The organism is Vibrio sp. 10N.261.52.A1 (genome assembly GCF_002876325.1).
Lineage (GTDB): Bacteria > Pseudomonadota > Gammaproteobacteria > Enterobacterales > Vibrionaceae > Vibrio > Vibrio chagasii.
The window spans coordinates 1-313 of the sequence record NZ_MCYD01000295.1; the positions used below are offsets into that span (position 1 = coordinate 1).

Sequence of the window (313 nt, forward strand, 5' to 3'; positions counted from 1 at the left end):
TTATCATTCCATTGGCAGATATTGGCGAAGTGACTCGCCAAGTTGCGGCGTTGGCATCGCAATTGGGTGACGGTATCTCGAATTACATCTATCCAACCAACGGTGGCTTGTTGGCGGTACTAGCGATTGCCAAAGTACCTTATGGCAAGTGGGTGCGTTTCTTCTTACCACTATTCTTGTTCTGGTCGGTAGGCGCTCTGATTTCAGTCGTGATTGCTCAAATGATTGAGTTAGGTCCATTTTAAGGCTCGGGCTTTAGTCGGATAGCTTTGCTTGAAACAATCCAAACAAATATAAAGGCAGCGAATTCGCT

Annotated in this window: 1 pseudogene; it reads left to right on the forward strand. The window is 46.0% G+C overall.

Annotated features, from left to right (window positions below):
- A pseudogene (locus BCT81_RS03635) lies at positions 1-245 on the forward strand (YfcC family protein); the annotation flags it as partial.
- Positions 246-313 lie beyond the last annotated feature (68 nt).